At 38.4% G+C, this 26,109-nt stretch carries 20 protein-coding genes; 17 read left to right on the top strand and 3 right to left on the bottom strand.

What is annotated here, in order from left to right:
• Positions 1-72 precede the first annotated feature (72 nt).
• Together wecB and FC85_RS13960 are read left to right on the top strand one after the other, a co-directional pair.
• Positions 73-1,191, top strand: a complete 1,119-nt coding sequence (wecB, locus tag FC85_RS13965; RefSeq protein ID WP_057866135.1) for a non-hydrolyzing UDP-N-acetylglucosamine 2-epimerase — start codon at positions 73-75, stop codon at positions 1,189-1,191.
• A gap of 107 nt (positions 1,192-1,298) precedes the next feature.
• A complete protein-coding gene (locus FC85_RS13960; protein ID WP_057866134.1) occupies positions 1,299-2,198 on the top strand; it encodes a YihY/virulence factor BrkB family protein in 900 nt (299 codons plus the stop codon).
• A gap of 507 nt (positions 2,199-2,705) precedes the next feature.
• Here the strand turns inward: FC85_RS13960 and FC85_RS13955 are convergent.
• The gene (locus FC85_RS13955) at positions 2,706-3,155 is read right to left on the bottom strand and encodes a flavodoxin (RefSeq protein WP_057866133.1); all 450 of its coding nucleotides are present in this window, start codon (positions 3,153-3,155) and stop codon (positions 2,706-2,708) included.
• Positions 3,156-3,236: 81 nt separating this feature from the next.
• On the opposite strand from FC85_RS13955, the gene recX reads away from it, so the two are divergent.
• The 8 genes from recX (at position 3,237) to FC85_RS13915 (ending at position 13,048) form a co-directional block, all read left to right on the top strand.
• A complete protein-coding gene (gene recX / locus FC85_RS13950; protein WP_057866132.1) occupies positions 3,237-4,037 on the top strand; it encodes a recombination regulator RecX in 801 nt (266 codons plus the stop codon).
• 94 nt (positions 4,038-4,131) lie between these two features.
• Positions 4,132-4,683 (top strand): nucleoside tri-diphosphate phosphatase, encoded by a 552-nt coding sequence (gene ntdP / locus FC85_RS13945; protein WP_057866131.1) that lies wholly within the window; start codon positions 4,132-4,134, stop codon positions 4,681-4,683.
• Between the two features lie 387 nt (positions 4,684-5,070).
• Positions 5,071-6,180, top strand: a complete 1,110-nt coding sequence (locus FC85_RS13940; RefSeq protein WP_225427624.1) for an AI-2E family transporter — start codon at positions 5,071-5,073, stop codon at positions 6,178-6,180.
• 160 nt (positions 6,181-6,340) lie between these two features.
• Entirely contained in the window at positions 6,341-6,751 is a 411-nt protein-coding gene (tagD, locus tag FC85_RS13935; protein ID WP_057866130.1) for a glycerol-3-phosphate cytidylyltransferase, read from the top strand.
• 78 nt (positions 6,752-6,829) lie between these two features.
• A complete protein-coding gene (locus FC85_RS13930; RefSeq protein ID WP_057866129.1) occupies positions 6,830-7,678 on the top strand; it encodes a hypothetical protein in 849 nt (282 codons plus the stop codon).
• A 12-nt stretch (positions 7,679-7,690) separates the two neighbouring features.
• Positions 7,691-9,715, top strand: coding sequence for a CDP-glycerol glycerophosphotransferase family protein (locus FC85_RS13925; protein ID WP_057866128.1), 2,025 nt, complete (start codon positions 7,691-7,693; stop codon positions 9,713-9,715).
• A 304-nt stretch (positions 9,716-10,019) separates the two neighbouring features.
• Complete coding sequence (locus FC85_RS13920; protein ID WP_057866127.1) at positions 10,020-11,594, top strand: peptide chain release factor 3; 1,575 nt, start codon at positions 10,020-10,022, stop codon at positions 11,592-11,594.
• A 26-nt stretch (positions 11,595-11,620) separates the two neighbouring features.
• Positions 11,621-13,048, top strand: a complete 1,428-nt coding sequence (locus FC85_RS13915) for a C69 family dipeptidase (RefSeq protein WP_057866126.1) — start codon at positions 11,621-11,623, stop codon at positions 13,046-13,048.
• A gap of 206 nt (positions 13,049-13,254) precedes the next feature.
• Here FC85_RS13915 and FC85_RS13910 read toward each other — a convergent pair whose 3' ends face one another.
• Both FC85_RS13910 and FC85_RS13905 read right to left on the bottom strand, forming a co-directional pair.
• The gene (locus FC85_RS13910) at positions 13,255-14,370 is read right to left on the bottom strand and encodes a MucBP domain-containing protein (protein ID WP_057866125.1); all 1,116 of its coding nucleotides are present in this window, start codon (positions 14,368-14,370) and stop codon (positions 13,255-13,257) included.
• A 347-nt stretch (positions 14,371-14,717) separates the two neighbouring features.
• Positions 14,718-16,940 carry an ATP-dependent Clp protease ATP-binding subunit gene (locus tag FC85_RS13905; RefSeq protein ID WP_057866124.1) on the bottom strand — a complete coding sequence of 741 codons (2,223 nt, stop codon included), beginning with the start codon at positions 16,938-16,940 and terminating at the stop codon, positions 14,718-14,720.
• Positions 16,941-17,567: 627 nt separating this feature from the next.
• Here FC85_RS13905 and FC85_RS13900 point away from each other — a divergent pair.
• The 7 genes from FC85_RS13900 to FC85_RS13870 all read left to right on the top strand — a co-directional run bounded on the left by FC85_RS13900 (position 17,568) and on the right by FC85_RS13870 (position 25,516).
• The gene (locus FC85_RS13900; RefSeq protein WP_057866123.1) at positions 17,568-17,774 is read left to right on the top strand and encodes a hypothetical protein; all 207 of its coding nucleotides are present in this window, start codon (positions 17,568-17,570) and stop codon (positions 17,772-17,774) included.
• A 141-nt stretch (positions 17,775-17,915) separates the two neighbouring features.
• A complete protein-coding gene (locus FC85_RS13895; protein WP_057866122.1) occupies positions 17,916-18,182 on the top strand; it encodes a phosphocarrier protein HPr in 267 nt (88 codons plus the stop codon).
• A 4-nt stretch (positions 18,183-18,186) separates the two neighbouring features.
• Positions 18,187-19,908 carry a phosphoenolpyruvate--protein phosphotransferase gene (gene ptsP / locus FC85_RS13890; RefSeq protein WP_057866121.1) on the top strand — a complete coding sequence of 574 codons (1,722 nt, stop codon included), beginning with the start codon at positions 18,187-18,189 and terminating at the stop codon, positions 19,906-19,908.
• A gap of 247 nt (positions 19,909-20,155) precedes the next feature.
• Entirely contained in the window at positions 20,156-21,340 is a 1,185-nt protein-coding gene (locus FC85_RS13885; protein WP_057866120.1) for a glycosyltransferase family 4 protein, read from the top strand.
• Positions 21,341-21,363: 23 nt separating this feature from the next.
• Positions 21,364-22,389, top strand: coding sequence for a glycosyltransferase family 4 protein (locus FC85_RS13880; RefSeq protein WP_057866119.1), 1,026 nt, complete (start codon positions 21,364-21,366; stop codon positions 22,387-22,389).
• On the top strand, positions 22,389-23,417 hold the full coding sequence (locus FC85_RS13875) for a lysylphosphatidylglycerol synthase transmembrane domain-containing protein (protein ID WP_057866118.1): 1,029 nt from the start codon (positions 22,389-22,391) through the stop codon (positions 23,415-23,417). Before FC85_RS13880 ends, FC85_RS13875 begins: the two co-directional genes overlap by 1 nt.
• A 35-nt stretch (positions 23,418-23,452) precedes the next feature.
• Entirely contained in the window at positions 23,453-25,516 is a 2,064-nt protein-coding gene (locus tag FC85_RS13870; protein WP_057866117.1) for an LTA synthase family protein, read from the top strand.
• Positions 25,517-26,109: the final 593 nt, after the last annotated feature.

Here is a 26,109-nt window from a genome sequence, read left to right as displayed (position 1 = left end):
CAAAAATAAAATCAATGTTAAGGTTTATGTCGTTTTTGCTATAATGATGACATGTAAAGGAGAAAAAATTAAATGAAGCCAATCAAAGTCATGACTATTTTTGGAACCCGTCCCGAGGCCATCAAAATGGCACCAATTATTTTATTAATGCAACAAAAGTCATCTGAATTTCAACCGATCACTGTTGTGACGGCTCAACATCGTGAAATGTTGGACCAAGTCATGACTGTTTTTCATATTAAACCAGATTATGATTTGAATATTATGAAGAAGAATCAGACTTTGAGTGATATTACGACTCGCGTGATTACGGCACTGGATTCAATTATTGAAAAAGAAAGGCCGGATATCATTTTAGTTCATGGTGATACCACAACGACGTTTGCCGCAAGTGTGAGCGCTTTTTATCATCAAGTTGAAATTGGCCATGTTGAAGCAGGCCTTAGAACCTGGAATAAGTTATCACCGTATCCTGAAGAAATGAATCGGCAGTTAACTGACGTATTAGCGGACTTATATTTTGCACCAACTAATTTAAGTAAGCATAATTTACTTAAGGAAAATCATCCGGAGACCCATATTTTTGTTACTGGAAATACGGCGATTGACGCGTTAAAACAAACAGTTACTGCTGACTATCAGCATACAGTTTTTGATGAACTAAGGGCTGACTCCAAAATGATTTTACTGACGATGCATCGGCGAGAAAATCATGGTGAACCGATGCGTCGAACATTTCAGGCAATTAATGAGGTTCTTAAAACACACCCGGATGTTGAAGTGGTTTATCCGGTTCATTTAAGCCCAGCTGTTCAAAAAGTGGCTCATGAGGTTTTTGATCGCGTTTCACAAGTTCATTTAATTGAGCCGCTTGACGTTTTGGATTTTCATAATATGGCTGCCAGAAGTTACTTTATTATGACAGATTCTGGTGGTGTTCAAGAAGAAGCGCCTTCTTTGAAAAAGCCAGTCTTAGTTCTTCGGGATACAACAGAGCGGCCGGAGGGAATTAAGGCCGGTACCTTGCGATTAGTGGGGACAGATCCTAAAATTGTGAAACAGGCAATGATTTCTTTGCTGGACGATCCTAAAGCCTATCAACGGATGGCAGAAGCTAAGAATCCATATGGTGACGGCCATGCTTCCGAGCGGATATTAAAAGCTATTCAGGACCGTATAAAAAATAGGTAGCTTCAGATTTGGCTTAGATCTCATTGATTTTGAGTAGGCTGGTTGGCTGGTTTGAATTGAGACAACGCCATGTTTTTAAATCTTGAAAATTAAGTGAGCAGATAATTATGAAACCATTATTCCAAAAGACCAAGCGTTTTATTAAACTGCTAATCAGTCATTATTCTTCTGGAAACGTGTCTGATTCTGCGGTTGTTTTGGCATTTTATTCATTAATGTGCATTTTTCCAATTCTATTTGTTGTTGGAAGTGTTTTTAACCTTGTGCAAATTAATACGCAGGATGTTGAAGTTTATTTACGGCCAATTTTCCCCGAACGCATTTATACCATGTTGGAACCGATTATTGATTCGACGCTGCATAGTGGTGGTACCAGTCAGCTATCAGTTGGGCTAATTGTGACGGTGTGGTCGGCAAGTCGAGCAATTGCTGCTTTTCAACGAAGTATTAATAAAACATATGGGGTAGCAGCTGATCAAACAGCCATCTCAAACAGATTAATTTCGTTCATTTGGATGCTGGTATTACTGGTGGCGGTTGTGGCGATTATGCTATTATTTGCGTTTAGTCAATTTATTTTTAATTGGCTGCAGCCGCTATTGCATGTTCCCAATTCAATTGTTAGTTTGATTGGAACGGTCAAGTGGCCAACGACCATTTTAATTGTTTGGTTGTTGCTTAATCTGTTGTTTTATTTTGTGCCAACTGCGAAAGTGAAATTTCGATATGTTTGGGTGGGCGCATTATTTGCCACGATTGGTTTGATGTTATTGGCACAAGGCTTTTCAGTATATTTGAAATTTTTTGCCAACCGAATTGATGCTTACAAAACAATTGGAACGTTTATTGTGTTGATGTTTTGGTTAGACTTTTCTGGAATCATTATGTTATTGGGCGGTGTCATCAATGCAACCATCCAAGAAATGAGGCTCGGCAAGGTTCAAGAACAGACTGATGCGGTTGAAAATGTCATCAAAAGAGCGAAGCGATTGAGGAAAAGAAAATAGAGTGATCAAAAAAGCGGTTAGATCCCAGAATATAAAGCACTTAACCCTAATATTCCGGTCTTGAATATTAGGGTTAAGTGCTTTATATGGCAGGGATCTGCTTTTTTGATCACGTTTCAGCCAAGTAGGCAGAAGGAATCCGGTCTTGAATATTAGGGTTAAGTGCCTTATATGGCCGGAATCTGCTTTTTTGATCACGTTTCAGCCAAGTAGGCAGAAGGAATCCGGTCTTGAATATTAGAGTTAAGTGCCTTATATGGCAGGGATCTGCTTTTTTGATCACGTTTCAGCCAAGTAGGCAGAAGGAATCCGGTCTTGAATATTAGGGTTAAGTGCCTTACACGGCAGGAATCTGCTTTTTGATTACGTTTCAGATTGGTAGACACGTGAATTTGGGTAAGCAGCCTTGACCTTGTGCGGTGACGTATTTTGGACGCATAATAGATTCATATGATACAGAAAATTCCAAGCAAAATAATCAATGCTTGGAATCTTTAACAATGAGCTTTATTTTTGGACTTTACTGATCAGTTCTTCTGCAAATTTGTCTAAAGTTTCAATGGCGTCTTCATCTGGTTCCAAATTGATTTTGACATCTTCGGCACCTTTTGTAGCACCAGCTTTTTTGAAGGCGGCATCAAATTTATCAACGGCAACGTTAAAAAATTCTTCGTAGAAAGTGTCACCGGATCCGGCAACTCCGTAAATTTTACCCTTTAAGTCCAGTTCTTGAAGGTCGTCGTAAAAATCAAGCCCCTCTTCCGGTAAAGCACCTTCATCGTAAGTATATGGACAAACAACGCAGATATCGACATCTTCGAATACGGATGGGTCGGTTTGTGAAATTTCACTTTCTGCTACCTTGACGCCAGCATCTTCAAAATGTTCGGTAATAATATCAGCAACGTCTTCGTTGTTCCCAGTAATTGTTGCAAAAACTACGTGAGCAGTTATCATTATTCGTCATCCTCGATTCTTATATTGTGTTTAGTATATCAAATTGCCATGCTAAAGTGAATTTACATCCAGGAGGTTTTTATGACTCAAACGATCACTAAGATTGAATCTCAAAAAAGACAGGGCCGGTTTAACGTTTATGTTGATGGTGCGTATGCTTTTCCGGTAAGTGAAGAAGTATTGATTAAGTATCGGCTTTTTAAAGGGATGGAAGTTGACGAGTTACTCATTAATCAACTAAAAAAAGCCGATGATGTTTCTAAACTACATAGTCGGGCACTGGATTTCCTGGCGCATCATTTAAGAACGGACCACGAAGTTCGTGAAAAATTGGTTGAAATAACTGAGGATTCTAACGCAATCGATTCAGTAATTGCCCAGCTGCGAAGGCAACGATTAATCGATGACCGCAAGTATGCTGATAGTTATGTTCGAACGGTTGTTAGAGAGGCTAAAAACGGTCCTGATTGGATTCGTCGACATTTAAAGGACAAACGGGTTAAAGCCGACCTGATCGAGGCATCTCTGGTTCAATATTATCCAGAAGCGACTGCTATTGAAATTGGTGCTGAAGTTGCCCAAAAACAGTTAAGCCATCATAAGCACGATTCGGCCAAAATGGCGATAAATAAGACTAAAAATTTGTTGATGCGGCGCGGCTTTAATTTTAGTTTAATTGATGAAATTATGAATGAAGTGGACACATCTGAATTGGTCGTCCATGATCAGGAGATCATCAATCAATTGGCCGAAAAATATTGGCGAAAGTATGCCAAATATGATAGTTATGAACAGAAGCAAAAAACCAAACAGGCACTTTATCGAAAGGGGTTCTTGATTGATGATATTGAGGCTGTCTTGGCACAATTGTCCGAAAGCTAAAATCATTCGGCAAATAGGCCCCCGTCTGATATAATGAGCAGTGGGTTGGCAACAATCGATGCGAATAGCTTAATCAGAAAGTGGGTAGCTACAAATGCCACGACTGGAAAGATTACCAAAAGAAGGGGACTTCATTGCGATTCAAAGCTATAAGCATGATGGCAGCTTACACCGTATTTGGCGAGATACAATGGTACTGAAGACTGGCGAAAATTCATTGATTGGATGTAATAACCATACATTGGTTACCGAAGATGATGGTCGCCACTGGGTTACAAGAGAACCCGCCTTAGTTTATTTTCACAAACATTATTGGTTTAACGTGGTTGCAATGATCCGCGATGACGGTATTGCTTATTATTGTAATTTAGCATCTCCATATGTTTTGGATAAAGAAGCACTGAAATACATCGACTATGATTTGGACGTCAAGGTATTTCCTGACGGTCGGCGAAAATTGCTTGATGTTGATGAATATCTGGAATTTAGTAAACGCTGGCATTATGGTCCAGAAATCGATCACATTTTGAAGAAAAACGTTAGAATAATTGTTGACTGGATTAATAACGAGAAGGGACCCTTTTCAAAAGAGTTTGTTGCGATCTGGTATGAACGCTACTTGGAATTATCTCGTCAAAAAAAATGAAGATCACCGTAGGAATGGGGCTGAGACAAAATTAATTTTGTCCAGTCCCGTTTTATGTCATCACGATTATTAGTGAGCAGCAACAGAGAGCGGGCATCTGCATTCTGGAGATTAACTGCCTTTGGTCTCGCTTTTTTTAGATAATATTATTTGGTGTTTGATTGACACGTTAATTGCTTAGAAACGGTGACCTGATATGTCACCAAGAAGAGATTAAAGTCTTTGGCAACCTTGCTTAGTAAGGATAGCGCGTGACGGCTTTGGGGCGATTTCAACATGGCTAAGGTTGAGATGTAAATGTTGTTCTACGTGTCATGAGTAGATTGCTGATAACATACTCTATGTTACAATAACGCTAACAGATTAAATCAGAAGGGAACTAACCATATGTTTGAAAGATTAAAAAATTCATCATTGATGTTTTGGTCCTTAGAAATTCTGATCGTTGTTGCAATTATTTGGGGTTGTACCAAGATTGGTTTTTTCTTTTCTCCCATTGCAATCTTTTTTTCAACGATCTTTATTCCAATCTTGTTGGCCGGAATTTTGTTCTATATGCTGAATCCAATTGTCGGATTATTAACAAAACTTAAGTTGGGGAAAAAGCATGTTTCGAGGGGATGGGCAGTGACGCTTGTTTTCTTGCTGTTTGTCGGGATTATCATTTTGCTGGCAACGGTTTTTGTTCCCAAGTTGACGAACCAGATTGTTACCTTGGCTAACCAGGTTCCCGGTGCCGTTAATGACGGTCAAAAGCTAATGGAGAAATTGTTTAAGGAAATGAATTCTCAGCAATATCTTAAGCAAATTGATTTTACGTCGTTGAGTGAAAAATTTTCAAAGAATATCAGTGGCTATGCCAACGCGTTGTTTAATGGTGTTACTAATGGACTTGGTGGAATTATCTCCGTAGCTGCAAATGCCGTTATTATTGCTGTTACGGTGCCGGTTGTGTTGTTTTATATGTTAAAAGATGGCTATAAGCTGGCACCAAACATTAAACGGCTGTTGCCGGAAAAGCATCGCGAGCAGACAATGGAATTGCTTTCTGAAATGAGTCGGACAATTTCTAAGTATATTTCTGGACAGATGATCGAATGCTTGTTTGTGGGTACCTTCACGGCAATTGGATATCTGATAATTGGGATACCATATGCGTTACTGCTGGGCGTTATTGCCGGGATTTGCAATATTATTCCATATATTGGCCCTTACATTGGAATTGCCCCGGCATTAATTGTGTCGTTTTCACACGGTGGCTGGCTAAGCGTTGTTTATAATATTGTTGTTGTGATTGTTGTTCAACAGATTGATGGCAACTTGGTTTATCCAAATGTGATTGGGAAGTCGTTACAAATTCATCCGCTTACGATTATTATCATTTTATTGGCAGCCGGTAATATTGCCGGATTAATGGGAATGATCTTAGCAGTCCCGTTATATGCGGTTGTTAAAGTTGTCGTCGTCCATATGTGGAATATCTATCAATTGGATTGAAGGCAATTTAATGAAAAAAGTGTTGATAATTAGAGAGACTGGGTCGTTGTTTCCTTAATTCTCTTTAAAAAATATTGACGTGACCGTTGTTTATGCTACTATTTAAGTTGTGTTTATTTCTAATTTTAAGATAATAGTGAATGAGTAAGTAGGAGAGTTTATGAAAAAAGTAATTACGTATGGGACGTTTGACCTGCTCCACAAGGGTCACGTTCGTTTGTTGAAACGTGCTAAAGCGCTTGGTGATCATTTGACGGTTTGCTTATCATCAGATGAATTTAACGCCGAAAAGGGCAAAAAGGCATATACATCATACGAAGATCGTAAATATATTCTTGAAGCAATTAAATATGTGGATGAAGTTATTCCTGAAACTAATTGGGATCAAAAAATTCATGATGTCCAAGAACGCAATATTGATGTGTTTGTCATGGGTGATGATTGGAAAGGTAAATTTGACTTTTTGAAGGATTATTGTGAAGTCGTTTATTTACCAAGAACTGAAGGCATTTCCACCACAAAGATTAAAGAAGATTTGGGGCTTACTGACGCCAAAAATTGGGAAGCATAATAATAGTGAGAATAAAAAGAGGCTGTTAGCAAAACCATTCGTTTTGTACCAGTCCTCTTTTATTATGGGAGGAAAAAGATGAAACAAGCAATCTTTTTGGTAACGACAATTCAAGGAATCCGGAAGCCGACGTTCCTAAAGCAATTATTGTCACTAATTAGTGATGATTATCAGATTGTTGTGTTGTTGGCAATGACCGATTTTGACGAAATCTGGCAGGCTGAACGCGAAATCAAACTTCTTAGATTAAGAGCTGATTTAGACGGTGTTCGAACCATATCATTAGCAGATGTATATGCGGATCACGACGGTGTTGCCTTGAAGAATAGTGATTATTTAACGACTGATGTGTCAAATTTGGCCACCCACGACTCACATTCCGGTAAGCTGAAGGTTTCTCGTTATGTTGATCATGACGGCAACATTGTTGCTGAAACCTTATTTGCCGAGGACGAAACGAGATTGCATACTATTTTCTTTGATAAAAATAGCCGGATTATTCAGATTAACAATTATGATCATCAAAATCATTTATTTGGCATTGAGAAGTTTACTGACAATTTTCTTGAAGAAAGTCTGCTATTAAACGCAAAATCCGATTTGATCTTTAGATTTACCAACTACGTATCACCATTGAAATCCAGCTTTGCGATTGCGTCAACTTCGGTTATTCCTCTACCTCAAGAGCTTACTGTAATTGCCGGTCAGAAGAACGATGCTGCTCAGAAATTATATGAAGGTCAAGGCCAGACAATTGTCACGAAAGCAATTTCGTACAGTGACTACCATCGATATGATGATATTAACGCATTTTATCATCAAGTATTGATGAATATGGATATTGAGGGCGTCAGAACCTATCTTGACATTAACGACATTGTTGACGCATCGAAATACTTACCAGGAAAACGAATCTTTAATTACTAAGGGGAAATCGAATTGCGAGCGATACTATCAGGAGTTCATCAAAAAAAGGGGCTTCAAGTTTTAGAATTTGAGTTGTTGGATGTAGCTGGCTCATTAGAACATGCTTATATGCTGTTTGTTGAGAAAAATAGTTTAGCTTCATTGATGAAACCAATTTCAAAAATTTTAAGCCATAATATTATTCGAGTTAACATTAATGCTCAGGACTTTCACTTTGAGTCCGAAGATCAGACGGAATTTGAATGGCAGATCTTTCTGATTAATAACAGTCGAACTCAACGAGATGTTATTCAGGTTGAAAGTGAGTATCTGAGTGATCGTCATCAATTAGAATTGACCAGTTATTATCAATTTAATAGTGATGCTCAAGGAATGGCTTTATTCAATCTGAGAACCCATCAGTCTGATGATGATTTTATGATTAATTCGGTCAACTTGACTGATACAGACCTTGAAATCACCGGCTACAATAAAATTAATGGGACACCGATCAAGAATCAACGAATTATTTTACGAAATAAGACTAACGATGGTAAATTGGATTTTCCAGTCTCTCAAACGATGTTTGCCGGAATGTTCAAGGTTGCCATTCCGTTGACCGATATTCCTCAAGACTCGGTTGGTGAGCTATTCATTAAATACCAGTTAAATGGTAAAGAAATCACGCAGCGCTTGATTATCCCCAATTCACTGGCTGGACAATCTGTTCAGGCTCAATTACCTGGTAATCGGATGATTACGCTTGAGAAACGATTTGATAATGGCATTTTGGTTAAGGAGTTTTTAGGAGCCTCACTTCTTCAAAAAGTTGTCGCAGCGGGTGGTAAAGCTCATGGCATGATTGAGGTTTGCCGATTAGTCCAAGACAAGCTGAATTTGGCGCGAATGCGTTTCTTATTTAAAGCAGGTCATTCGCCTTATGAAGGGACAACAATTGTCTTTGAAAGCTTTGGTGGCCGCCAAGTGAGTGATAGTCCATATGCCATTTATCGGCTATTTCAAACGCTGTATCCTGGGATTAACATGATTTGGTCAATTGACCGCTCACAAAAAGCTTTTTGTAAGGAAAATCAGATTGCATACGTCATTCGGCGAACTCAAAAATGGGTCCGGGTATTGGAAAAATCTCAATTTTGGATTAGTAATGCGCGGTTCCCATCTTGGGTTAAAAAACCGAATTATGTAACTTATATTCAAACCTGGCATGGAACGCCATTGAAAAAATTGGGATTAGACATTGAAAATGTTTCAATGCCCGGTACAACAACGGCTAAATATCATAAGAACTTTGTTCGAGAAGCTAATCGTTGGGATGCACTAGTCTCGCCAAATGACTATTCCACTCAGATTTTCCGATCAGCCTTTGGATTCAATAACCAAATCTTAAAAATTGGCTACCCGCGAAATGATGAATTGATTAATACAAAAACCGATGAAATAGCACAGATTAAAGAAAAATTGGGGATTCCTTTGGATAAAAAGGTTGTCATGTATGCGCCCACATATCGGGACAATCAATTTGCTGAAAAGGGAAAATATACGTTTGAATTACCCTTTGACTTGGATGATTTTAGAAAATCATTTGGGAATGATACGGTTTTGATTTTACGGATGCACTATTTAATATCTAACGCATTGGACATCTCAAATTATTCGGATTTTGTTTACGATTTTTCAGATTACCCAAATATTAGTGATCTTTATTTAGTATCCGATTTGTTAATTACTGATTATTCTTCTGTATTTTTCGACTATGCTTATTTAAAGCGGCCAATTTTATTTTATCCATATGATTACCATTTGTATAAAGAAGAACTTCGAGGATTTTATCTCAATTATGAGCGAGATCTGCCCGGAAAGATTGCCCATAACTCAACTGAGTTGCTGGCAGAAATTAATCATGCGTTAGCTCATCCGGATATGAGTGCCAATGAACGCTTTATGAATTTTTATAATCGATTCTGCGCGATTAATGATGGGTTAAGTTCATTGAAAGTTGTTAATTATGTCATGCATCAGATTGAGAGTGGCGTTTAGTCAGTCTTGATTAAGTATACTGGGTACTAATTGAGGAATTATAAAAGGGCTGAGACGAAAGCAATTTTGTCCCGGCTTTTTTATGTCATCATCATTATTGGTGAGTGAGAAACAGCGAACATGAGAGTTAATCAATCTTTATGCCATTTGGTTTATCGTGAATCAAGGAAAAGTGTTGTTTGCATTTTTTTGCTGCATTGTTGTTACTTGGGTGTTGTCGAATTGATATCGCGTCAAAACGTGCGCCCTATTCACATGTATGGTAGAATAAATGAGTTATTTACTCGCTCGAAAGGAAGTTAATATGAATAACCAACAGTTAGAAACGCAAGACAGCACTCGCAGAACCTTTGCGATTATTTCTCACCCGGATGCAGGTAAAACAACGATTACTGAACATCTGTTACTTTTTGGTGGGGTGGTTCGCCAGGCTGGAACCGTTAAAGCCCGGAAGACCGGAAATTTTGCCAAATCGGATTGGATGGAAATTGAACAAAAACGTGGTATTTCAGTGACTAGTTCGGTGATGCAGTTTGATTACGCTGGTAAGCGAATTAATATCTTGGATACCCCAGGACATGCAGATTTTTCTGAGGATACGTATCGAACTTTGATGGCGGTTGATTCTGCCGTCATGGTGATTGATTCGGCTAAAGGGATTGAACCCCAAACTAAAAAGTTATTTCAAATTTGTAAAATGCGTGGCATCCCAATTTTTACATTTATGAATAAGTTGGACCGTGATGGTCGGGATCCTATGGATTTGGTTGATGAATTGGAAAGTGTCTTGGGAATTCAAGCATACCCAATGAATTGGCCAATTGGCATGGGAAAAACACTTACCGGTATTTTTGATCGATATAATCATCGTGTGGAATTGTATAAACATGGCGATGAAAGCCAAATGGTTAAGTTGGATGATAATAACAATCCCATAAACGACGATCAACTAGCGGAAGATGACCAATTTCAAGATACAAAGGATAGTGTTGAATTACTCGATATGGCCGGTAATAAGTTTGATGAAGATAAAATTGCTACTGGTGATTTAACCCCTGTTTTCTTCGGATCAGCTCTGGTTAATTTTGGGGTTAAGACCTTCTTCGATGCTTATTTAAAGTATGCTCCAGCTCCGAGTCCACATAAGACTGAAGAAGGAAATTTAATTAATCCAGATGCCAGTGAATTTTCTGGATTTGTTTTTAAAATTCAAGCCAATATGAATCCTAACCATCGTGATCGAATTGCGTTTGTCCGAATTTGTTCTGGTGAGTTTGAAAAGGGGATGGACGTTAATCTTTATCGAACTCAGAAGAAACTACGGCTGTCAAATGTGACCGAGTTTATGGCCAACACCCGGGAAAACGTTAAAACAGCTGTGGCTGGTGATATTATTGGCCTTTATGATACGGGGAACTTTCAAATAGGGGATACGATCTACACTGGCAAGCAGCCGGTTGAGTTTGAAAAGCTGCCACAATTTACTCCCGAGCTGTTCGTTCGTGTTTCCGCCAAAAACGTCATGAAGCAAAAGTCGTTTCACAAGGGGATTGACCAATTGGTTCAAGAAGGGGCGGTTCAGTTGTACACCTCTTATACAACTAATGACTATATTTTGGGAGCGGTTGGGCAACTTCAATTTGAAGTTTTCCAGTTCCGAATGAAAAATGAATATAATTCAGAGGTCAATATGGAACCGATGGGTCATAAAATTGCCCGCTGGATTGATCCTGATCAACTTGATGAAAAAATGTCCTCATCTCGAAATATATTGGTTAAAGATCGGCATAATCAGCCGCTATTTCTATTTGAAAATCAATTTGCTATGCGTTGGTTTAAAGATAAATATCCTGATGTGACATTAACTGCTAAATTATAATTTTGTTGAAAGAAGAGATTTATAAAATGGTTTCAAAACATTTATCAGCATGTACAAGTGTTTTAGTCGGTAAAAAGGCTTCAATTGATGGGTCAACGATGATTGCCAGAAACGACGATACTTTTTTGCCATTAACGCCCCAACGTTTTTTCGTTCAACCCGCTGTCTCTAATCAAAAGGGAACATGGCAATCCAATCAAAATGGGTTTACAGCACCACTTCCCAAGAAAGGATACCGATATCAAGTTACCCCTAACGCTGATGTTGATAAAGAAGGGGTTTACGCTGAAAGTGGTTTTAATGAAAAAAATGTGGCCATGAGTGCAACCGAAAGTGTCTACGGTAATGAACGGACGTTAGCCTTTGACCCGTTAGTTGAAAATGGTTTGGCGGAAGACTCCCTTCAGTCAATGGTATTGCCCTATATTGATTCTGCCAAAGATGGGGTTATTTATCTGGGAAAGCTAATCAAGCAATATGGTTCTCCAGAAGGAAACGCGGTTCTCTTCAGTGATAAAGATGAAGTTTGGTACATGGAAATTGTGACTGGCCATCACTGGGTTGCCCAGCGAATTCCTGATGATGCTTATGCCATAACTGCTAATCAAGTTGCGATTCAACAGGTTGATTTTAATGATCCTGATAATTTTATGTATTCTGACGGCATTCAAGAATTTGTTGAGAATTATCATTTAAACACGGATCAAACCGGTTTTAATTTCCGACATATTTTTGGAACAGATAACGAAAAAGATCGTCATTATAATACGCCGCGGGTTTGGTTTGGTCAACGAGTTTTAAATCCCGAAATTAAACAGTCGCCGATTTCTTCAGAGTTACCGTTCATTTGTCGAACAAGCAAAAAGATTAGTGTTGAAGATATCGAGTACATTTTGAGTTCCCACTATAATGAAACAGTTTATGATCCGTTTAGCCGTGGCAATGAAGACACAAAAACATTATTTAGGCCAATTTCGATGAATCGAACACAGAATTCACATGTTTTGCAAATTCGAAATGACGTGACCAACGATAGTTCAGCCATTATGTGGCTTTGCTTTGGAGTACCGGCATTTTCGCCATACGTCCCATTCTTTGGGAATGCCAATGACACTGATGAGAGCTACGCCAAGACACCACTCCATTGTGATGACCAGAGTGCTTATTGGATGTATCGTAAGCTTTCAATGCTGGTGGAGTCACATTATTCTGAGTTCATTCAAGATGATATTGATTTCCTAACTGATTCAAAAGAAAAATTACGACGACACGTTCAAGATGCAATTGACGAAGCTAAAGGGTTAAAGGGCGAAGAGTTAACAAATTATTTGACGCAACAGAACCACGAAGTTGTCAAAATGATGCGAATTGCAACGGAGCATTTTAACCATCAATTGATTGAAAAAGGGCTAACATTATCGAAATTAACTTTTAATATTGATAAAAATTTGTAAAACCAGTAATCATGTCAGTAAGCATGATGGTACTTAATTATTAGAAAAAAGAGTGATATGAAAAGCGTTTAGCCTCTCGGGCTATAAGAAAACTGCTTTTCATGTCACTCTTTTTTTGATATAAAATTATGAGGTAAAGCCATAAGTTGACCAGGTACCAGCGTTAGATATGATTTTGGAGACCAAATGATGATATTTTTGAAGTTTTAGCCATGGTCAATTTTGATATAGCCCTTGGGAATAACCTGGTGATTTTCTAATTCGTACCAAATTAAATTTTGGTCGTCCACAATGGTCGCAATAATGCTGATTTTAGTCCCATCTAACAGTTTTCCAGCTTGTTTACCATAGGGTTTATCAAATGTGCTGATTGATTGTCCAGGTACAAAGTCAACTGCTCCAGTCAACATCACCCGATTCCTAGAAGTTTTAGTCATTGAAGCAATTAAATTATGAATTGGTGGATCACTAGGTTCGAGATGTTGATTTTCTATCCACTCAAAACCACCGATATTGAGCCAGCTTTTGTTGTTTGATGTGTCTATTCGAGCGAATACTTTAATAATAATGTTGGCAGGTAGTCCGGTTTTTAATTGATACCCATTGGGCTCGTTAAAGACTAAATGATGCTTGTTTAAACGGACAAAGTAAGCAACGGGTTGAACAGTTTCCCAGTCCTCTTTCCGATAATAAAAAATAATGCCATGGGTTCGATTATCGAAAAGGCCATATTTCTTTCCAGTACTGTTGATAACTCGAAAATGATCAATTTTTGGTGCAGTAATCTCGTATTTTTGACACATTTTATCAGAAATAATTTTGACTGGTTGTAGTATTTGGCCGGTATCGAAATCAACCGTATAAACCATGACCGGAAGTCCCTCTTTAAGTGCGAAGTGGAGAGTAACGTCCTGATCATAAGCTAAAAAATGATTGGTAAAATGATCAATTGCCACTAAATAATGATTCTTAAATCTTGGTAGTTTGAAATGAAAGGACTCGCCCTGATTACCAACTAAAATATCAGGAGACTTAATGATTTGATGATTTTCGTCCAAATAAAAAAAGGTGACTTGAGATTGAGCCATGGTAACTGGAGAAACTTGGTCAACTGACTGTTTGATTTCTGGAAGTGTCGTTGCTGGATTATCGGCCTGAATTGCATATGGTGATTTTTGATCATTATTTGTCTTTTGAGACTGATCCACCAATCGTTTTCGTTGGTGATAATCATGGTGGTGATCACGATGATTTCTTTTTGGCCGACTTTTATCAACGGTCAGTGTATGAAATTGTTGTTTAATCCAGTCAAAAAGTGTCATCCGTTTTCCCCCATCATCAACACGTTCTACTAAAAATTATAGCATAAATGAGTCAAGCTGTTAGCCAAAGAGAATATCTTCCTAGCAAGTGAAATCGGGTGATTGATAGCAGGGGATGCTTTTTAGGAATCGATATTAGTGAGGCGCGATAGTTTTTAGTTTATAAACATCATGATTGTAGCAAAAGAGAGTGGGACGAAAGGCGGTTATTCGGCAGGAAGTTGCCTTTTGGCGCACGTTTTCACTCGGTAATAATCGTGATGACACAAAACGGGACTGGGACAAAATTACTTTTGTCCCAGCCCCGTTTGTAATAAGAATCGACTATCTAAAAAGACAATTCCGATTTACTTTTTAGTTTTAGTTGCTTTAGCCGGCTGACCGGTTTTGATAATGATGTTACCATCCTTATCAACATCAGCAGTCAAACTAGCAGCACTTTCATGATCAAGGTAGAAGTCAGCGACTTTATCCTCGATTTGTTCTTGAATAACTCTTCGAAGCGGTCGGGCACCCATTGCAGGATTATAACCCAAGTCGACTAATTTTTCCTTGGCTTTTTCTGTAACATTGATAAACAAGCCCTGCTGTTTAAGCATGTTATTAACATCATCGATCATTAACGATACAATCTTCTGAAGATTTTTCTTGGTCAGTGAGTGGAATTCAACCACATCATCGAATCGATTCAAAAGTTCAGGTTTAAAGTAATTGGTTAATTTGTTAATGATTGAATGAGTCGTGCCGGATGCGGCAGCACCAAATCCAACGTTAGCTTCCGAATCGCCTTGACCAGCGTTACTAGTCATGATGATGATCGTATCCTTAAATGAAACTGTCCGTCCTTGACTATCGGTTAAACGACCGTCGTCAAGAATTTGTAGAAACATGTGAAGGACGTCTGGGTGAGCCTTTTCAACTTCATCCAAGAGAATCAGACTGTATGGATGACGCCGAACTTGTTCGGTCAATTGACCAGCTTCTTCATAGCCAACATAGCCAGGAGGTGAACCGATCAACTTAGCCACTGAATGCGGTTCCATGTACTCAGACATATCAAATCGAATCATTGCATCTTTAGAGCCAAACAGCTCACGAGCTAATTGCTTAGCCAACTCGGTTTTACCAACACCAGTCGGGCCAACAAATAAGAATGAACCAATTGGTCGACCTGTTCCGTTAAAACCAACTCGGTTTCTTCGAATTGCCCGAGCAACTTTTTCAACAGCTTCATTTTGACCAATAACGTGTTTCTCAAGGTTAGGGCCAAGATTTCGCAATTGTTGTTGCTCTTTTGCTTGAAGTTCACCAACTGGAATTTCAGTTTTTTCTTCAACAATCTTTTCCATATCTTCAGCAGTTACTTTTGGCGTATCTTCTGAATCAGGAGTATTAGTTTGTTTATTCTTTTCCAACTTGGTTACTTGGTCGCGATAATAGGCTGCTTTTTCGTAATCTTCACTCTTTAGGGCAGCTTGCTTTTGCTTTTCAGCATTTTGAATTTTCTCATCAACTGTGTGAGGATCCACAACGTTAATAGTCAAATTCTTACGTGATCCGGCTTCATCAAGTAAATCAATGGCCTTATCTGGTAAGAATCGGTCTTGAATATAACGATCTGATAACTTAACTGCTGCCTGAATGGCGTCATCGGTATACTTGACATGATGATAGTCTTCGTATCGTTTCTGAATTCCCTTTAAGATTTTAACAGCTTCTTCAGGGGATGGTTCATCAACGGTAACAGGTTGAAGTCGACGAGCCAATGCAGCATCCTTTTCGATGTCACGGTATTCTTTCAAAGTTGTGGCGCCAATTAATTGAAATTCGCCTCGAGCCAATGCAGGTTTTAAAACATTGCCTGCGTCCATGCCACCCTCGGCATTACCGGCACCAACGATTTCATGAATTTCATCAATGAATAAAATAATGTTAGGATTGTCCTGCACTTCTTTAATCAGTTGCTGCATTCGTTGTTCAAATTGACCTCGAATGCCGGTTCCTTGAACGAGTGAGACAACATCAAGTCGGATGATTTGCTTGTTTTGAAGTTTTGACGGAACATTACCTGAGACAATTTCCTGAGCAAGACCTTCAACAACAGCTGTTTTACCAACACCAGCTTCACCAATCAAAACTGGATTGTTTTTTGTTCTTCTGTTAAGAATTTCTACAACTCGACGGATTTCATTATCCCGTCCGATAACAGGATCAACTTTACCTTCTCTTGCGAGTTGGGTTAGATTAATTCCGTATTGACCAAGTAATGAGTTTCCACCCTGACCAGGCTGCCGATTATTAGGGTTACGTGGTCCTTGTGGTTGTGTCGGTGGGATCTGTTGGGCGTTTTGAGGATCGACATTTCCGCCTTGCATTGCACGGAAGATATCGTCCAAACCGCCAAAGCCGAATGGATCTTGAGCCATGTTTTGAGCACCTCCTGTGTTACGTTGCTTGTTTGAGAGGAGTTGATAGCAATTTTGGCAAAGGTTAATAGTTTGCTTTTGACCATTCACATTAGTATATAAGTGGATGGTTGCTGGATTTTTATGGCAATTTTGACATAGCATTAATTGCTTTCCTCCTTTAAATTTAGAGATAAAAGGTTACAGTTTAATAGTGGACTTTCTTTTAAAAGTACTGACCAACTTTGACCTTTGAATTTTATTATACAACTTCAAAACGGGTAATCAAGTAATTGCATTCAGCACGAAATGAAATTAATGGTCTCATTGAAAGCCAAACATCATGGCGCCCCGGTTAACATAGGAAAGCAGGATTCATAGGGATGTCTGATTGATTCAATGACTAATTTCTTCTTAACTGATACAACGATCTTATTTTAAATCCTTCTACTAAGTAATCACAATAAATTGCTTAATCTCTTAATAATATCATGATAAGACGATTGCTTCTTCTACCAAGTTTGCCTGGCAAATCATGTCGAGAAGAGATATAGACATATTGACCATTCGCTTTTCTACCAATGGCTGGAAAATAAGTTAGGTCAAGTGACATCGCTGATGCTCTCTCTATTTTATAAGAGAAAAAGTTAATCAAGATTGGTATTGGCTTGAATTTAAATATTGGCTGTCTCATCATCAGGTGTTAAAGTAGTTACATTCAGTTTGTTACAATAATTGTCAATCTTTGGTTGATCAAGAGATTGCAGTCTTGTTTCAGACGAAGGAGGAAAAATGACAGACAAAATTGACTATTCCGAACAATTAAAAAGGCTCGAAGCCGGTGATATTGATAAAATTGTGGTCAAACCAGAACAGTTTATGGATTTTCAATCATCGTTTATGAACTATGATAAACGAAAAAGAATTATTGGAACTGCGGATCAAGGCGGCGTGGTGACCTACATTTTTGAGCGTGATGATCAGCGCAATGATTCTTAAGAAAAACTGTAAGCGGTTCATGTAACGCTTGTATTTTCGTTGATATATTGCTATTCTTAAATGGGTAAGGAATAATTTTAAGCTTTGAATGAGATCTTTGATTTCAAAGTCTATAAAACGATCAGAGGAGAATGATTTAACATGGAAAAACGTCAGTATAACATTATCGCAGAAACTGGAATTCATGCACGTCCAGCAACTTTGCTAGTCCAAACTGCAAGTAAATTTAACGCAGATATTACTCTCGAATATCAAGAAAAGTCTGTTAATCTTAAATCAATTATGGGTGTCATGTCTCTTGGTGTTGGTCAAAGTGCTTCAGTTACAATCACTGCAGACGGTGATGATGAGAAGCAGGCAATTGATGCCATCACTGAAACGATGAAGGCAGAAGGACTAACCGACTAAGTTCATGACAACTTACAAGGGGATCGCAGCTAGTGACGGAATTGCCATTGCATCTGCATTTCGGTTGACTGAACCTGATCTTTCTTTTAAGAAGCACTCAATTGATGATCCTGATCGTGAGATTCGTCGGTTTCACGATGCGATTGATATCTCGAAAGAGGAGCTTCTAACAATTCAACAGAGAACTCTGGAAGACCTCGGTAGACATGAAGCTGAGGTCTTTAAAGCACATATTGCTATTTTATCTGACCCAGAGTTACTAACCCGGATTGAGACAGTCATTCGTCGAGAACATGTTAACGCTGAAGCAGCACTTGGTGAAGTGACTGATAGTTATATCAAAATCTTTAATTCAATGACTGACAACGATTATATCAGACAACGATCTAGCGATATTAATGATGTCACCAAACGTGTTTTGAGTCACTTGTTGGGAGTTAAGTTAACTGATCCAGCGCTTATTAATCGTCGCGTAATCATTATTGCTCACGATTTGACACCCAGCAATACTGCTCAATTTGTTCCAAACTATGTCAAAGGAATTGTGTCTGATATGGGTGGGCGAACATCGCATTCAGCTATTATGTCTCGAACATTGGAAATTCCAGCTGTTGTCGGGTTTAAAGGTTCTCTAGCCGAAATAAAAAATGGTGATACCGTTATTGTTGATGGATTAACAGGGAATGTCATTGTTAATCCTCGTCAAGATGAGATCAAACAATATCAAGATAAAATTAAAAAGTACCGAAATCGAAAAAACCAACTTTCTTCTTTTAAGAATCAAACCACCACTTCTTCTGATGGCAAGCATCCAATCTTGGCTGCAAACATTGGAACACCGGATGATTTGACCGCAGCAATTGAAAATGGTGCGGAGGGGATTGGTCTTTTTCGAACAGAGTTTTTATACATGGATTCTGATCAGCTGCCAACTGAAGATGAGCAATTTAGCGCTTATAAAGACGTGTTACAAAAGATGAAGGGTAAGCCTGTAATTATGCGGACCGCCGATATTGGTGGAGATAAAGATCTGCCGTATTTGGATACCCCAAAAGAAGCCAACCCGTTTCTTGGCTATCGGGCAATTCGAATGAGTTTGGATCGAACAGATATTTTTAAGGTTCAGCTACGCGCGCTTTTACGAGCGTCGGCATTTGGTGACCTTTCAGTGATGTTTCCAATGATTACAACTATTAACGAGTTGAAGCGCGCCAAAAATATTCTTGAGCAGCAACGTCAACAGCTCATCTCAGCGGATGTTGCAGTTGGGCACATCAAAATTGGAATTATGGTTGAAGTGCCGGCAGCAGCAATTTTAGCGGATCAATTCGCTAATGAGGTTGATTTCATGAGCATCGGGACTAATGATTTGATTCAATATGTTATGGCAGCTGACCGTGGTAATAAGCGGGTTTCATACCTATATCAACCGTACAATCCTGCTGTTTTGCGATTGATTAAATCAATTATTGATGCATGTCACGAAAATGGGATTCCGGCTTATATGTGTGGTGAAATGGCTGGCGATCAAACTGCCATCCCAATTTTATTTGGAATGGGATTAAACGAGTTTTCAATGAGTGCAACATCAATCTTGAAGTCACGGGCGCTGATCAAGGGTCTGGATTCTCGTGAAATGGTCACATTAGCTAATCGAACGGTTAGTTTAGCCAGCACCAGTGAACAAGTTGTTCATTATGTTCACCAGGCATTGGAAGCTGAGTAGTAGACTTATAAATAACTTAAAAAACGAGTTGTCAGCGGCTTTGGATGGTCTGTTGACGGCTTGTTTTTTTGTTGTAAGCCGTTTGCAATGGCTCGGTTAAACAAATATAATAATTTTGATAATGTAAGTGTTTCGGCTCGGGTGTCATTCTCGGCTGTCAGCACACATGTGGGATGGTTTTTCTGCAAGAGTCAATCATGTAGTCGTCATCCATAAAGGAAACAACTAATAGAAAGGGGTATTAGTCGTGAATATTGGAATTTTCACCGACACCTATTTTCCACAGGTGAGTGGCGTTGCAACATCAATCAAGACACTTAAAAATGAGCTTGAACGACAAGGACATCAGGTCTATATTTTCACGACCACTGATCCCCATGTTGATAAAGATACATATGAACAAAATATTTTCAGATTTTCTAGTATTCCGTTTATCTCATTTACTGATCGACGGATTGCAGTCCGTGGCCTTTTTCAAGCATACGAAATTGCTAAAGAATTGAATTTGGATATTGTTCACACGCAAACAGAGTTTTCGATGGGGATGATTGGCAAGTTTGTCGCCAAAAATTTAAATATTCCTTGTGTTCACACGTATCACACAATGTATGAGGATTATTTGCATTATGTGGCAAATGGCAAATTATTAAAGCCGGTTCACGTTAAAGAAGGAACTTTAGCATTTTGTTATCATCTCTCAGGTGTGATTGCTCCCAGCGATCGTGTTTTAGATAAATTAACTGATTATGGTGTGCATAGCCAAATGAGAATTATTCCAACTGGGATCGATATTGGGATGTATTCAAAAAAAATGACCACCAATATCAGGGGAAAATACCATATTGCCAAGGACACACCAATGATGCTGTCAATTAGTCGATTGGCATATGAAAAAAATCTTTCTAAATTGGTTGATTTATTGCCGAAAATAATTGAGCGTGTGCCGACAGCAAAGCTCATGATTGTCGGCGATGGCCCTGCCAAAGAAGATTTGATCAGCCAAGTTCATCGGCTCAAAATGGATCAACATGTGATTTTTACTGGCGAAGTCAGCAATGATCACGTTAATGCATTTTATCGTGCCTGCAATGTCTTTGTTTCGGCATCGGAGTCCGAATCTCAAGGGCTGACCTATATTGAGGCGATGGCGGCCGGATTGCCGGTAGTAGTCACCGCCAGTGATTATACAAATAATCTGCTTAGTAGTCCGACACTGGGCCAAACTTATACTCATGAAGCTGAATTTGTGACGATTGTGACCAACTATTTAGTTAAGCAGGTAGATGTCAACACAGTGCAAGCCCAGCAATTACTAAAACGTAAGCTTAAAGCAATTTCGTCGGAAACATTTGCCAACCGGGTCGTTGATTTTTATCGCAATGTTCAAGTAGAACAGGAACTGCAAAAGGATCCCACAACCAACACTGAATAAATACGTTTGTTAAAGGAGTTTATATGCTTAAGATTAATATGTTCTCAACCGCCGACAAGGTGAAAGGACAAGGGGTGGGCAGTGCTTATCTTGAATTAGTCAAAATGTTAAAAAAACACTTTCCCAACGACTTGGATATTAAGATTAACAGTTATGCTTCGGCGGATATTAGTCACTATCATACGATTAACCCGACTTTTTATTTATCAACATTTTCAAAAAAGCGGGGTCGAAAAATTGGCTATGTTCACTTTATTCCCGAAACGCTTGAGGGTAGTTTGAAGATTCCTCAGCCATTTAAGGGAATTTTGTATAAGTATGTGATTGCATTTTATAAGCGAATGGATCATATCGTGGTTGTTAATCCTTCATTCATTCCAAAATTGGAGAAGTATGGTATTAGTGCCGAAAAAATCACATATATTCCCAATTTTGTTAGTAAAAAGGAATTTTATCCGGTTGATTTGGCAACTAAACAACAAATTCGTCAAAATCACGGGTATGAGCAAAATCGGTTTACTGTTTTGGGAAGCGGCCAGATTCAAACGCGTAAGGGTGTTTTAGACTTTATTAAACTTGCTAAGCAGAATCCGCAAATTCAGTTTATTTGGACTGGCGGTTTTTCATTTGGCAGAATTACTGAAGGATATGGGGAACTGGAAAAAGTTGTTAAAGATCCCCCGAGCAATTTGTCTTTTCCCGGGATTATCGATCGATCAAAGATGGTTGATTATTACAATATGGCAGATTTGTTTTTACTACCGTCATTTAATGAGTTGTTCCCAATGTCGGTTTTGGAAGCATTTGCCACAGAGACACCGGTAATGTTGCGAGACCTCGATTTATATCATTCAATTATTGATGGTTATTATTTGCCGGCTCAAGATGTGAGTGAGATGAATCGTAACCTTTTGGAATTAACAAATGATCAAGCCGAATTAGCTAAACTCCAGCAGCAAACAGTAATTGCTAGTGAACGGTATTCAGAGGACCATTTAGCAAAAGTTTGGTTCAACTTTTACAATCAACAGGCTAAGGAAGGTTATTAATGTCACGGAAAAACAAAATTACCTTGATGGTGATGGTTTTAATTGGAATTGCCATCATTGGGTATTCAATGAAAGATATTAAGCTTAGCGTCTTGATTCATGACTTCTTCACAATTGATCCCTGGTGGTTGCTGATTGCCTTTTTGTGTATCTGTGTTTATTTACTGATTGAAGGAGTTGTCACCAAGGTATTAGTGTCCAATCGAGTCGCAAATTTTACCTTTAAAGACGCATTGCGAGTCCCTTTAGTGGAGCAGCTGTTTAATGGAATTACACCATTTTCGTCTGGCGGCCAACCTGGTCAACTGATTGTGATGTTGCAGACTGGGATTGATGGTGGCCGCGCCAGCTCGGTTTTATTAATGAAATTCGTTGTTTATCAAGCAATGATCGTCGTGAATTTTTTCATTAGTTTACTTATTGGATTTCACTATGTGGCAACTAAGTTACATTTCTTGGCACTGTTTGTTCTCTTTGGATTTTTGATCCATTTTTTTGTTATTGTGGGTTTGCTGATGATTATGTATTGGCCGACTTTCACAAAAAAAGTAACCAAGGTTTTGTTTCATCCGGCCAAATGGTTTATGAAAGATGAAAAATTTTATACAACTCGTGAAATGCTCTATGACAAAATTGATAATTTGTTTGAAGAAAGCGTTCGAATCGGCCGACAGCCCATGTTACTGTTAAAAGTGGTTGTCCTCACCTTTTTCCAACTTTTGTTTTATTACCTCATTCCTTATTTCATTATGCTTGCTTTAGGATATAGCAATGTGAATCTGGTGATGGTTGTCAGTTTGCACGTTATGATTGTTATGATTATTTCGTTATTTCCAATTCCTGGTGGTTCAGGAGGTGCCGAATTTAGCTTTGAATCGTTATTCCACAGCTATATTTCTAGTAACAGCAAACTAGTCTTAGCAATGATTTTATGGCGGTTGATAACATATTATTTCGGAATGGCTGCTGGTGCCTTTGCATTATTATTAAAACCAGATAAAGTTGATGATTCCGATGAGCAGGCTTAATTTGCCGGTTGTTGGACATTTTTGGAGGAACAAGAATGATATCTGATAAGAAATATCGTATTTCAAATCTCTTAAATACCAGGTTGGGCTTTTATCTTTTAGCGGTATTGCTGTTTTGTATCAAAACGTACATTGTTTATCAAACTAAATTTACACTTGGTGTTAAAGGAGGCCTTCAAGAGTTCATTTTGGCCATTAATCCAATTCCCGCAGCCTTATTAACATTTGGGGTTGCATTGTATTTTAGTGGCCGCTTGTCATACTGGCTGATGATGATAATTGATTTTCTCGAGACAGTGTGGATTTTTGCTAACATCGTGTATTATCGAGAATTTTCAGATTTTCTATCTCTTGGAATTATCAAAGGGAGCGGAAATGTACAGAATAATCTTGGTAAAAGTTTGGCCGAAATTGTTCATTTTAGCGATTTCTTCATCTTTATTGACATTCTTATCTTAATCGGATTGTTGGTCTTCAAAGTGATTCGAGTTGATGCGCAACCGTTTAAAAAAAGATATGCGCTTCTATTAAGCGGACTTTCAATTATTCTGATGGTGGGTGAATATGGACTGGCTAATAGCGATCGCACAGGGCTGTTAACTCGGACATTTGATAATAATTATATTGTTAAGTATCTTGGGCTAAATGAGTATGCTGCTTTCAATGCCTACCAAACACAAAAGGAATCTGCCACTCGGTCACATGCAAAAGCCAGTGATATGGATAGTATTTTGAAGTACCTTGATCATTCACGGGCTAAGCCTAATCCTGTTTACTTTGGTAAAGAAAAAGGTAAAAATGTTTTTATTATTCATTTGGAGAGTTTTCAACAATTTCTAATTAACTATAAAGTGGATGGTAAAGAAGTTACGCCCCATTTAAATAAGTTTTTCCGTAATCGAAATACGATTAGTTTTGATAATTTTTACCATCAAGTTGCCCAAGGAAAAACATCTGATGCTGAAATGATGCTTGAAAACTCTTTGTATGGATTACCGCAGGGATCAGCCATGGTGACGTATGGTAGCCAAAATACGTATCAAGCAGCGCCGGCAATCTTAGACCAGGATGGTTACACCACTGCCGCATTTCATGGGGATGTCCCAAGCTTTTGGAATCGTGACAGCACTTATAAATCATGGGGTTATCAGTATTTCTTCAGCTCTCAGTACTATAAGACAAAACCATCATACAGTGTTGGTTATGGGCTAAAGGATAAGATCTTTTTTAGAGATGCGGCAAATTACATTCAACAGTTGCCTCAGCCATTCTACGTGAAGTTAATTACTTTAACAAATCATTATCCTTATCTCTTGGATAAACAAAATACTGATTTTCCTGCTACTAAAACGGGAGACAAAACAGTTGATCCATACGTCCAGACTGCCCATTATTTAGATCAAGCATTTGCGGAGTTTATGAATTACCTACGTAAGACTGGTTTAATGAAAAACAGTGTAATTGTTCTATATGGTGACCATTACGGGATATCTAACAATCATCGTCCAGCGATTGCCCAATTGCTTCATAAAAAGACTATCACTGATTATGATCTTGCCCAGTTTCAGAAGGTCCCATTTATGATTCATGCCACTGGGCTAAAGGGTGGTATTAATCATACGTATGGCGGCGAGATTGATGTATTGCCGACATTGTTGCATTTGCTAGGTGACAAGGACAATAATACAATTCAGTTTGGAACTGATTTATTGTCTAGACAACATGATCAGCGAGTTGCATTTCGGAACGGTGATTTTGTGACGCCGCGCTATACTAAAGTGGGGAGTAACGTTTATCTGACTAAAACAGGAAAGCTGCTCAAGCCAAATAGTAAGCAAAAAGCACAGATTGCAAGCATTCAAAACCACGTCACAACTGAATTGTCGTTGTCTGATCGTGTCATCTATGGCGATCTCTTACGGTTTTACACCCCTAAAGGGTTTAAGAAGGTAAATCGTAAAGACTTTACTTATCAATACACCAAGGGTATGGAACAGCTTAAGCAGGCTGATCAAAGACGACCAACAAGTATCGAAGCTAAAAATGGTAATAAATCCACGATGAATTTATATAAAACAGATGCTCCTGAGCTTAAGTAATTGTTCAGTTTAATTGTGTTTAATGCTAAAAGCAGTCTTATCTTGAAGATGGGCTGCTTTTTTTGTCCCTTAATTTTTCTTGGTAATCAGTTCCTTCAAAGCTGATTAGTCGTCTATCCTTGAATGTGAGTTGGTAATTTGTCGATTTGAAGACGTTAAATTTGTAAAATTGGTTTCAAAGCAATTCTGAACTTTAATGCTGATACCATAAATTTTGTTCGCATAATAGTACAAAAACTGCAGATATAAACATACAATATGGCGAAAATCTTGTTTTATAAGAACAATCCGACTTGTTATTCGGACTTTTATCAATAATTACGCCTATACCAATTGGCATTTTTACGAATTCATTCAAATTAATTCTGATTTTCTCTTGACGAACGACGAGATTTTCGGTATATTTATTTATGCTGTTTCAGTGAGTGAGCGCAACAAGCAAATTTAGTTCTTTGAAATTTTTTGTTGACACCGCTTGATCAGCATGGTATATTTAAATAGTTGTCGCAAGCGATGAACAAGCGCTTCAGCAACCAAGGTAGACCTTTGAAAACTGAACAAAATTTTCGACAAACGAATGTGTAGGGCGCTTC

The sequence above is a fragment of the Lentilactobacillus diolivorans DSM 14421 genome, assembly GCF_001434255.1.
In the GTDB taxonomy this organism is placed as follows: Bacteria; Bacillota; Bacilli; order Lactobacillales; family Lactobacillaceae; genus Lentilactobacillus; species Lentilactobacillus diolivorans.
Note: the sequence above shows the minus strand (reverse complement) of the source record. Positions and strands in the feature narration are given on the sequence as shown.

Bases quoted from the DNA above. Each gene is read 5' to 3' on its own strand.
- wecB (WP_057866135.1), top strand. From the start codon at position 73: ATGAAGCCAATCAAAGTCATGACTATTTTTGGAACCCGTCCCGAGGCC.
- FC85_RS13960 (WP_057866134.1), top strand. From the start codon at position 1,299: ATGAAACCATTATTCCAAAAGACCAAGCGTTTTATTAAACTGCTAATC.
- FC85_RS13955 (WP_057866133.1), bottom strand. From the start codon at position 3,155: ATGATAACTGCTCACGTAGTTTTTGCAACAATTACTGGGAACAACGAA.
- recX (WP_057866132.1), top strand. From the start codon at position 3,237: ATGACTCAAACGATCACTAAGATTGAATCTCAAAAAAGACAGGGCCGG.
- ntdP (WP_057866131.1), top strand. From the start codon at position 4,132: ATGCCACGACTGGAAAGATTACCAAAAGAAGGGGACTTCATTGCGATT.
- FC85_RS13940 (WP_225427624.1), top strand. From the start codon at position 5,071: ATGTTTGAAAGATTAAAAAATTCATCATTGATGTTTTGGTCCTTAGAA.
- tagD (WP_057866130.1), top strand. From the start codon at position 6,341: ATGAAAAAAGTAATTACGTATGGGACGTTTGACCTGCTCCACAAGGGT.
- FC85_RS13930 (WP_057866129.1), top strand. From the start codon at position 6,830: ATGAAACAAGCAATCTTTTTGGTAACGACAATTCAAGGAATCCGGAAG.
- FC85_RS13920 (WP_057866127.1), top strand. From the start codon at position 10,020: ATGAATAACCAACAGTTAGAAACGCAAGACAGCACTCGCAGAACCTTT.
- FC85_RS13915 (WP_057866126.1), top strand. From the start codon at position 11,621: ATGGTTTCAAAACATTTATCAGCATGTACAAGTGTTTTAGTCGGTAAA.
- FC85_RS13910 (WP_057866125.1), bottom strand. From the start codon at position 14,370: ATGACACTTTTTGACTGGATTAAACAACAATTTCATACACTGACCGTT.
- FC85_RS13905 (WP_057866124.1), bottom strand. From the start codon at position 16,940: ATGCTATGTCAAAATTGCCATAAAAATCCAGCAACCATCCACTTATAT.
- FC85_RS13900 (WP_057866123.1), top strand. From the start codon at position 17,568: ATGACAGACAAAATTGACTATTCCGAACAATTAAAAAGGCTCGAAGCC.
- FC85_RS13895 (WP_057866122.1), top strand. From the start codon at position 17,916: ATGGAAAAACGTCAGTATAACATTATCGCAGAAACTGGAATTCATGCA.
- ptsP (WP_057866121.1), top strand. From the start codon at position 18,187: ATGACAACTTACAAGGGGATCGCAGCTAGTGACGGAATTGCCATTGCA.
- FC85_RS13880 (WP_057866119.1), top strand. From the start codon at position 21,364: ATGCTTAAGATTAATATGTTCTCAACCGCCGACAAGGTGAAAGGACAA.
- FC85_RS13875 (WP_057866118.1), top strand. From the start codon at position 22,389: ATGTCACGGAAAAACAAAATTACCTTGATGGTGATGGTTTTAATTGGA.
- FC85_RS13870 (WP_057866117.1), top strand. From the start codon at position 23,453: ATGATATCTGATAAGAAATATCGTATTTCAAATCTCTTAAATACCAGG.